This is a genomic window from Ectopseudomonas khazarica, assembly GCF_017915135.1.
Taxonomy (GTDB): Bacteria; Pseudomonadota; Gammaproteobacteria; order Pseudomonadales; family Pseudomonadaceae; genus Aquipseudomonas; species Aquipseudomonas khazarica.
The window spans coordinates 3,448,002-3,456,516 of record NZ_CP068551.1; the positions used below are offsets into that span (position 1 = coordinate 3,448,002).

Below are 8,515 nucleotides of genomic sequence, written 5' to 3' on the forward strand. Positions count from 1 at the left end.
AATCACTCGCATTTTGTGCAAATGAAAGCCTCGCAAAAGCCTGGGACGCCCGAATGATCGAGCCGCAATCCACCGACGAAGACGAGCGCCTCAGCGCCGAGGCGGCATACTGGTGCGCGCGTCTGCATGACATGGACTGCACTGCCGAGGAGCGCCAGGCCTTCGCTCGCTGGATAGCCACTACCCCCGACCACCAGCACGAGTACGACGCCATGCTGGCGATCTGGCGGCTGGCCGATCAACTACACCCAGCCCACACCTCCACACCCAGCAACACGACAACTCACCCTCGCCGCCAACGAACCCCCTGGCGCGCGACCAGGATTGCTGCTGCCGCCATGCTGGGAGGAGTGACTATCTGGATGGGCGGCTGGGCGGCAGGCCTGCTGCCAGCGCAGGTTGGCTACTACGCAGCTCAGGAAGCCCCGCGCAAGGTCATCCTGGCAGACGGCTCGCACGCTCAACTGAACAGCGACAGCAGACTGATCTTCGCCATCTTTCGCGACCACCGCAGTGCCTGGCTCAGTAGCGGTAGCGAAGGCTATTTCGAAGTCACTCACGACATAGAACAGCCTTTCAGCGTACTGACCGACAACGGCCAGGTGCGCGTCACTGGCACCCGTTTCAATGTCTGGACAGACGAACGACAGATGCTGGTCAGCCTGCTTGAAGGAGCCGTGATCGTCAGCCCGCCGAATGGCGCCCAGGCTGGCCAGGCGCAACTTTCGCCAGGCATGCAGGCACGCTACAGCAAAGGGAGCAACCAGATCGACGTGGAACAGGCAAGCACCACCAGCGCCATTGCCTGGACCGAAGGCAAACTGGTGCTGGATGATCTGACATTGAGCGCCGCCCTGCCACTGATCAATCGCTACCTTGAACAGCCGGCTCGCCTCGGCGACGCAGCCAGCGGCAACCTGCGAATAGGTGGGGTCTACCGTACCGACGACCTCAAGGCGCTGGTCGAATCGCTGCCAACCGTGCTGCCCATCGAAGTCAGGCGTGACGATGACGGTGGCCTGGTACTGAAGAGCCGCTACGCCTCACTCTAGCCGGGCACGCCATGCGCACGGGGAGAACGATGCCGGACCTGCAGCAGAAGCGAAGCTCGTGCAAGACACTTATCCAGGGTTTTCTTTGAGTTTTCTCTCGCCTTATCCGTCTTAACAGGAACGATTCGGGTTTGCAGTCATTTCGATTGCAACCGCGTCGCCCCGTTTTCCGGCGCAGCTCTGCGCCGAGCCTCAGGACTGGATGATGCAGACACCTTCGCAAAGTACGTTCCGCGAACTCCTCCGGCTGTTACGCCCGTTCGCGCCACAACTCGCCGCCGCAACCCTGTTGGGCATTCTTGGCGGCGCCAGCATCACGGCACTGCTGGCCACCATCAACTACAGCCTGCATTCCGATGACGGCATGCACAGCGCCTTACTGTTGGGTTTCGCCGGGCTCTGCCTGTTGGCCCTGGTGGGCTCTATCGTGTCCGACATCGGCACCAACTATGTCGGTCAACACGTTATCGCGCGCCTGCGCAAGGATCTGGGCAGCAAGATCATCTCGGCACCGATCGACCAGATCGAACGCTACCGCAGCCATCGCTTGATTCCAGTGCTGACCCACGACATAGACACCATCAGCGATTTCGCTTTCGCCTTCGCCCCACTGGCAGTGTCACTCACCGTCACCCTTGGCTGCCTGGGCTATCTGGCCTCGCTTTCGCTACCCATGTTTCTCACCACCGCCCTGGCTATCGTCATCGGCAGCGCCATTCAGTACGTGGCGCGCAGCAAGGGTATCCGCGGCTTCTTCCAGGCCCGTGACGCCGAAGATGATCTGCAGAAGCACTATCGCGCCATGGCCGAGGGTGCCAAGGAACTGCGCATCAGCCGCCCGCGCCGCTTTCAGCATTACAGCGAGCGCCTGCAGGGCACAGCCGAACGCATCTGCGACATCCAGATCCGCTCGATCAATCTGTTCGTCATCGCCAAGGGCTTCGGTTCGACCCTGTTCTTCATCGTCATCGGCGTGGCCCTGGCTTACCAGAGCTTCTGGCCGAGCACCGACAAGGCGACACTGAGCGGCTTCATCCTGGTGCTGCTGTACATGAAGGGGCCACTGGAGCATCTGGTTGGCCAGCTGCCCATCGTCAGCCGCGCTCAGGTGGCCTTCCGCCGCATTGCCGAGCTGTCGCAGCGTTTCTCCTCGCCAGAACCCAATCTGCTTCTGCGTGACGACGGCCGCAACGCACCGCCCATGCGAGGCATCGAGCTGCGCGGCCTGCACTACCGATACCCCACCGAAGACGGCGGAGAAGGCTTTGGCGTCGGCCCGGTAGATCTGCAGATCCGTCCCGGTGAGATCCTCTTCATCGCTGGCGAGAACGGCTGCGGCAAAACCACGCTGATCAAGCTGCTGCTGGGACTCTATGTGCCCAAGGGAGGCACGTTGCAACTCAACGGCGAGCCGGTGACAGACGCCAATCGCGATGATTATCGCCAACTGTTCACCACCATCTTCGCCGACTACTTCCTGTTCGAGGATCTGCTCAAGGGCAGCCAGGACATACCCGCCGAAGCCAACCGCTACCTGGAACGCCTGGAGATCGCCCACAAGGTCAGTCTGGACGACCACAACTACTCGACCACCGACCTTTCCACAGGCCAGCGCAAACGCCTGGCGCTGGTGCAAGCCTGGCTGGAGAAACGCCCAGTGCTGGTGTTCGACGAGTGGGCCGCCGATCAGGACCCCGAATTCCGCCGCATCTTCTATACCGAGCTGCTGCCAGAGCTTCGGGCTCAGGGCCGCACCTTGATAGTGATCTCCCACGACGACCGCTACTTCCACGTAGCCGACCGCCTGCTGCAAATGGCCTCCGGACGAATCGTTTCACTACAGGAACAGCATCGAGGCACCACTGAGCCTGCTGCGGAGAGCTCCCCCGTCGGGTAAGGCACCAGCAAAGCACGAGCGTGAAATTTCTTTTCCGGTTTCCGCTCACTCGTGCGTCTTAAAGCAAATCATTCTAATTATGACCAACGCTAAACAGATAATTCAGGAGTACAGCAGTGCGCTCATCCAGCTCTTTCTCTCCGTCCGCGAACACACTCAAACCTCTGGCTCGCCTGGTGCGCGCCACTGCGTTCGGCCTGGCACTTGGGGCTTCTGCACCGCTGCTGGCCGAGCCCGTACGCATCGACCTGCCGGCACAACCGCTGGCCTCGGCACTGACCAGTCTGGGGGAGCAGACCGAGCTGCAGATCCTGTTCAACCCGGCCCAACTCAGCCGCCTGCGTAGCAATGCCGTCACTGGCGAAATGGAGGCTCTGCAGGCACTGGATGCCCTGCTCGAAGGCACCGGCGTGCGTTATCAACTCGACGGTAACCGCGTCAGCCTGTTCACCAGCGCGGGCGACAATGCCCTGGCCCTGCCCGAGCAGGTAATCGAAGGGCGTAGCGAAGGACAGAGCAGTTTCGTACCCAAAACCAGCAACAGCGCCAGCAAAACCAATACCTCAATTCTCGAGATACCCCAGTCGGTATCGGTGATCACCCGCGCCCAGCTCGAAGCCCAGGGTGCACAGAGCGTTACCGAAGCGCTGCGCTATGTGCCGGGGGTCAAGGTGGAGACATATGGCCTCGACCCGAAAGGCTACGACTGGCTGTTCATTCGCGGTTTCAACGGCCAGAGCACCAGCGACTACCTCAACGGCCTGCGTCAGCAGAACAACGACTACGCCCTGTTTCGCAGCGAGCCCTATGCACTCGAAAGAGTCGATGTGGTTCGCGGCCCCGCCTCGACACTGTTCGGTCAGGGTGATGCTGGCGGCGTGATCAACCGGGTGAGCAAGAAACCTACCGCCAACCAGACCAACGAGATTCAGCTCACTGCCGGCAGTCATGACCGTCGCCAGGGTCAGTTCGATGTGGGTGGCGCACTCGACGAGCAGAGCCAGTTTCTCTACCGCGTCGTCGGCCTGTACCGCGAAGCCAATACACAGGTGGAGTATGACGATGGTCATGAGCTGGAAGACGATCGCCAGTACATCGCACCGTCCTTCACCTGGGCGCCGAACGAGGACACCAGCCTGACCCTGCTCACCGACTTCCTGCGTGATCGCAACGGCGGCAGCCTGTTCGTCTACACCAAGCCTAATGGTCACACCACCGATACACTGCTGGGCGACCACAGCTTCAACCGCTTCGACCAGGATCAGTACAACCTCGGCTACGAGTTCCGCCACCGCTTCAACGATACGCTGGAATTCCGTCAGAACCTGCGCTACGGCCAGGTAGATCTGACCTTCAACAACCTGCTGCCGGCACTGATCGATACCACGAGCGGTACCGTGTTCCGTGTAGCTGACCGTCGCCAGCAGCACCTCAATACCTTCGCGGTGGACAACCAGTTGCAGGCCGACTTCAACACCGGCTCAATCCGCCACACGCTGCTGACCGGCATCGACTACAGCTGGCAGGACGCCGATATCAAGTTCTACCGCAACATGCCGTTGGGCGCCGGAGGCGTGACACCACCGCTGAACGTGAACAACCCTATCTATGGCCAGCCGATTCAAACACCCAATGCAGGCAACTCGCAGACTCGAGCTGATTACGACCAAACCATCGAACAACTCGGTGCCTACGTCCAGGATCAGATCCACTTCGACGACCACTGGCTGCTGACCCTCGGCGGCCGTCACGACCGCGTGCGTAACGACTTCGATAACAACATTCCCAACAGTCAATCCACCAACCAGAAAGACGACGCCTTCACCGGCCGCGTAGGTCTGACCTACGTCACCGACTTCGGCTTGGCGCCCTATATCAGCTACGCCGAATCCTTCGCGCCCAACAGCGGGGTCGGCAGTCAGGGCAGCACCTTCGATCCCAGCGAAGCCGAGCAGTGGGAAGTGGGGGTGAAGTACCAGCCGCATGACGACCTGCTGCTGACCCTGGCCGCCTACGACCTGACCAAAACCAATATTCTTACCGCCGAGCGGAATAGCAGTGGGGCAACTACCGGTTTCAACGTCGCGGAAGGTGAGCAGCGTTCGCGCGGCATCGAGGCCGAGGCTCGTCTCAAACTGGGCGAGCACTGGGATATCCTCGGTTCGTACACCTACACCAAGGCACAGATCACCCGCAGCAACGACGGCAATCAGGGCAACCGGCCAGCCAACGTGCCAGAGCACATGGCTTCTGCCTGGGTGAACTACAACTTCAGCGATGGCTCGCTGCGGGGCCTGACCCTGGGCGCAGGTGCCCGCTACGTCGGCTCGATGTATGGCAATAACGCCAATACCTTCGGGGCCGACAGCTACACCCTGTTCGATGCCTCGGCCAGCTACAAACTGACGCCACAGGTCACGCTGGCCGTATACGCGCAAAACCTGTTGAACGAGGACTACACCGCCACCTGCGACGCAGCCACCAGTTGCTACCCCGGCCTGGAACGCAACCTGATGACCAGCGTCAAGTACAGCTGGTAACCAGGTGCAAAGCCCGGCACCGCCAATGGCGCTGCCGGGCTTTTGCTTGCTGACTGATCAGGCTCCTGCGGGAGCCTTGCGCGTATCTGGAGAAACACTTGCCTGCCTCGACGAACCTCCCCCACCGCTGCCTGAAACGCCGCCAATTGCTTCAGGCCATGGCCATCGGCGGATTGGCCCTCGGCTGTGGTTTGCCATTGCGAGCGGAGCCCCTGCAGCGCGTGGTCGCCATCAACTGGGCCGCGGCAGAAACGCTGCTGACGCTCGGCGTGGAACCACTGGCCATTTCCGACGTCGGCTACTACCGACGGCGAATGCCCGATCCAGCACTACCGCAGACCGTGCGCGACATAGGCCCCTACTGGGAGCCCAATCTCGAATTGCTGCACCAGTTGAACCCGCAACTGATCCTCAGCGATGCCCTGCCCAACAGCGTATTACGTACGCTCGGTGATATCGCACCGACCGAGGTGGTGAACATTTTCCCAACCGACAAAGGTGTCTGGAACAGTGCCAGCGCTTTCATGCGCCAGTTGTCCGAGCGGCTGCACCTGAGTGACCGCGCCGACGTTTATCTGCAAGCCGCAGAGCAACGCCTGGAGACGCTACGCAACCGTTTGGCGCTAAGCCCACGGCCTGCGATTTACATCGCCGTGCTCAACCAGGATGGCCGCCACGCCACTGTCTACGGCCAGCACAGCATGGCCCAGGACGTGCTCGAACGACTGGGGCTGCGCAATGCCTGGAACGGCCCGAGCAATGCCATGGGCTTCAGCCTCACCGGTATCGAGCGCCTCAGCGAACAACCCGATGCCCATCTGCTGTACATCGAAATTCCTACGACGTCGGCGCGCCTGCAGAGCCTGCGTCAGCCCAATGCCTTGTGGAACAACCTGCCATCAGTGCGCCGCCATCAAACTCAACCGCTGGGCAAATTCTATCCCTACGGCGGCGTGGCCTCGTACCTCAGCCTGGCCGAGCGCATTGCCGACTATCTGGACAGTCAAGAGGTGCAGCATGGCTGAGTCACTGAGCCTTCCCATGCGCCCGCCTCGGCATAGCCTGGGCTCGGCGCTGTGCACCCTGCTTATCGCCATACTGGCAGCACTGCTGGTATGGCGTGGGCTCAACGGTCTGCTCCCGCACGAACTGTGGTGGCAGGCGCTGTGGTCACCGGATCTGGACAGCCCCAATCAGGTACTACTGCATTTCAGCTTCGCGCCACGCCTGCTGGTCAGTCTGATGGTTGGCGCAGCCCTCGGCCTGGCCGGCACCCTGTTCCAGCAGATTCTGCGCAATCCGCTGGCCGAACCGGTGACCCTTGGCGTCGCGGCCGGCGCCAACCTCGCCCTGTCGGTCACCACCATCTGGGCACCGACGCTGCTGATCCATGGCCTGGAAATCGTGACGCTGGCTGGGGCCGGCCTGGCTACCCTGGCCCTGTTCAGCTTCGCCTGGGGCCGCCATTTGTCGCCGTTGCGTTTCATCCTGACCGGCATGGTGATCAGCCTCTACTGCAACGCGTTGAACGCCCTGCTGGTACTGTTCAACCACGACTACCTGATTGATTTGCTGCTGTGGCAGGCCGGCTCGATCAACCAGAGCGGCTGGGATGGCGTGCTCTACCTGGCGCCACGTCTGGCCGTCGCAGCCACGCTGGCGGTGCTGCTGATACGCCCGCTGGCAGCGCTCGGCCTGGAAGACCAGAGCGCGGCCAGCATCGGCGTGTCGCTGCGCGCCACCCGTGGTTTTGGCCTGCTGGTCGCTGTGGCGCTGAGTGCCTTCGTCACCAGCGTGGTCGGCATCATCGGTTTCATCGGACTCGCCGCGCCAGCCATCGCGCGCATGACCGGCGCTCGCACCCTGCGCCAACGGTTGCTGTGGGCGCCTCTGCTCGGTGCCGCGCTGCTGTGCCTGGTGGATCAGTGCGCGCGCGAGCTGTCGCGCCTGGTCGGCGAAGTACCGGCCGGCATCCTCACTGCGGTGTTCAGTGTGCCGCTGCTACTCTGGCTGCTGGCGCGCCAGCGCAGCGGCGGTATCCAGCCGCACAGAACGAGCCTGGGACGACCAACGGATCATCCGTGGCGGCCAATTCTGCTGGTTGCCGGGTTGCTGATCATGCTGCTGATACCTGCCGTGTTTTTGGCCAAAGGGCTGTACGGATGGCAGTGGGCTGAGCTTGGCGAGCTGCACTGGCGCTTGCCGCGTGTGTTCGGTGCAGTGGCCGCCGGCGCCATGCTGGCCATGGCCGGGCTGTTGGTGCAACGCCTGACCGGTAACCCCATGGCCAGCCCGGAGGTGTTGGGTGCCAGCTCAGGTGCGGCGCTGGGCGTGCTGGTGCTGTTCCTGTTGGTACCGCAGCCGCAGGCGCTGATGCTGCCGGCAGCCAGCCTTGGCGCCTTGCTGACCCTCGCAGTTCTGCTCTGGTTCGCCTGGCGCAGCGCCTTCAGCCCGGAGCGTTTGCTGCTCACCGGCGTGTGCCTGACCACCCTGATGGGCGCGCTGAGCACCCTGTTGATGGCCAGTGGTGACCCACGCATGACCGCGTTGATGAGCTGGATGACCGGTTCGACCTATCAGGTCGATGCCAATGCTGCCACGACCGCCGTGATCCTGACCGTGCTGCTGGGCGCCGCTGCGTTACTACTGGCACGCCCACTCGATCTGCTCGGCCTGGGTAACGGTACGGCGGCAGCACTCGGCCTGCGCCTGCGCGCCAGCCATCTGGGGATCCTGCTGCTGGCCGCACTGCTCACCGCCGCTGCCACCCTGATGGTCGGTCCCCTGAGCTTCGTCGGCTTGATCGCACCGCATATCGCCCGCCATCTCGGCGTACACCGTGCGCTACCGCAGCTCCTGCTAAGCGCTGGCGCCGGTGCACTGATCATGCTGTTGGCCGACTGGCTGGGGCGGAACCTGGCTTATCCATGGCCGGTTTCCGCCGGGCTGCTGGCCGCGTTCATTGGCTGCCCATACTTCCTTTGGCTGATGCAGCGCGAACGCCGTGGCTAGCACATCGTCAACGA

5 protein-coding genes are annotated in these 8,515 nt (G+C 62.4%); all 5 read left to right on the plus strand.

Annotation, left to right across the window (positions count from 1 at the left end; translation table 11 throughout):
• Positions 1-53 precede the first annotated feature (53 nt).
• The 5 genes from JLK41_RS16420 (at position 54) to fhuB (ending at position 8,501) form a co-directional block, all read left to right on the plus strand.
• Positions 54-1,052 carry a FecR family protein gene (locus JLK41_RS16420; protein WP_134675505.1) on the plus strand — a complete coding sequence of 333 codons (999 nt, stop codon included), beginning with the start codon at positions 54-56 and terminating at the stop codon, positions 1,050-1,052.
• A 205-nt stretch (positions 1,053-1,257) separates the two neighbouring features.
• Positions 1,258-2,949: a cyclic peptide export ABC transporter gene (locus tag JLK41_RS16425; RefSeq protein WP_208651071.1), complete on the plus strand. Its 1,692-nt coding sequence runs from the start codon at positions 1,258-1,260 to the stop codon at positions 2,947-2,949.
• Between the two features lie 116 nt (positions 2,950-3,065).
• Positions 3,066-5,489: a TonB-dependent siderophore receptor gene (locus JLK41_RS16430; protein ID WP_210389375.1), complete on the plus strand. Its 2,424-nt coding sequence runs from the start codon at positions 3,066-3,068 to the stop codon at positions 5,487-5,489.
• 158 nt (positions 5,490-5,647) lie between these two features.
• Positions 5,648-6,514 (plus strand): ABC transporter substrate-binding protein, encoded by an 867-nt coding sequence (locus JLK41_RS16435; RefSeq protein WP_037050307.1) that lies wholly within the window; start codon positions 5,648-5,650, stop codon positions 6,512-6,514.
• Positions 6,507-8,501, plus strand: coding sequence for a Fe(3+)-hydroxamate ABC transporter permease FhuB (fhuB, locus tag JLK41_RS16440; RefSeq protein WP_210389376.1), 1,995 nt, complete (start codon positions 6,507-6,509; stop codon positions 8,499-8,501). Before JLK41_RS16435 ends, fhuB begins: the two co-directional genes overlap by 8 nt.
• Positions 8,502-8,515 lie beyond the last annotated feature (14 nt).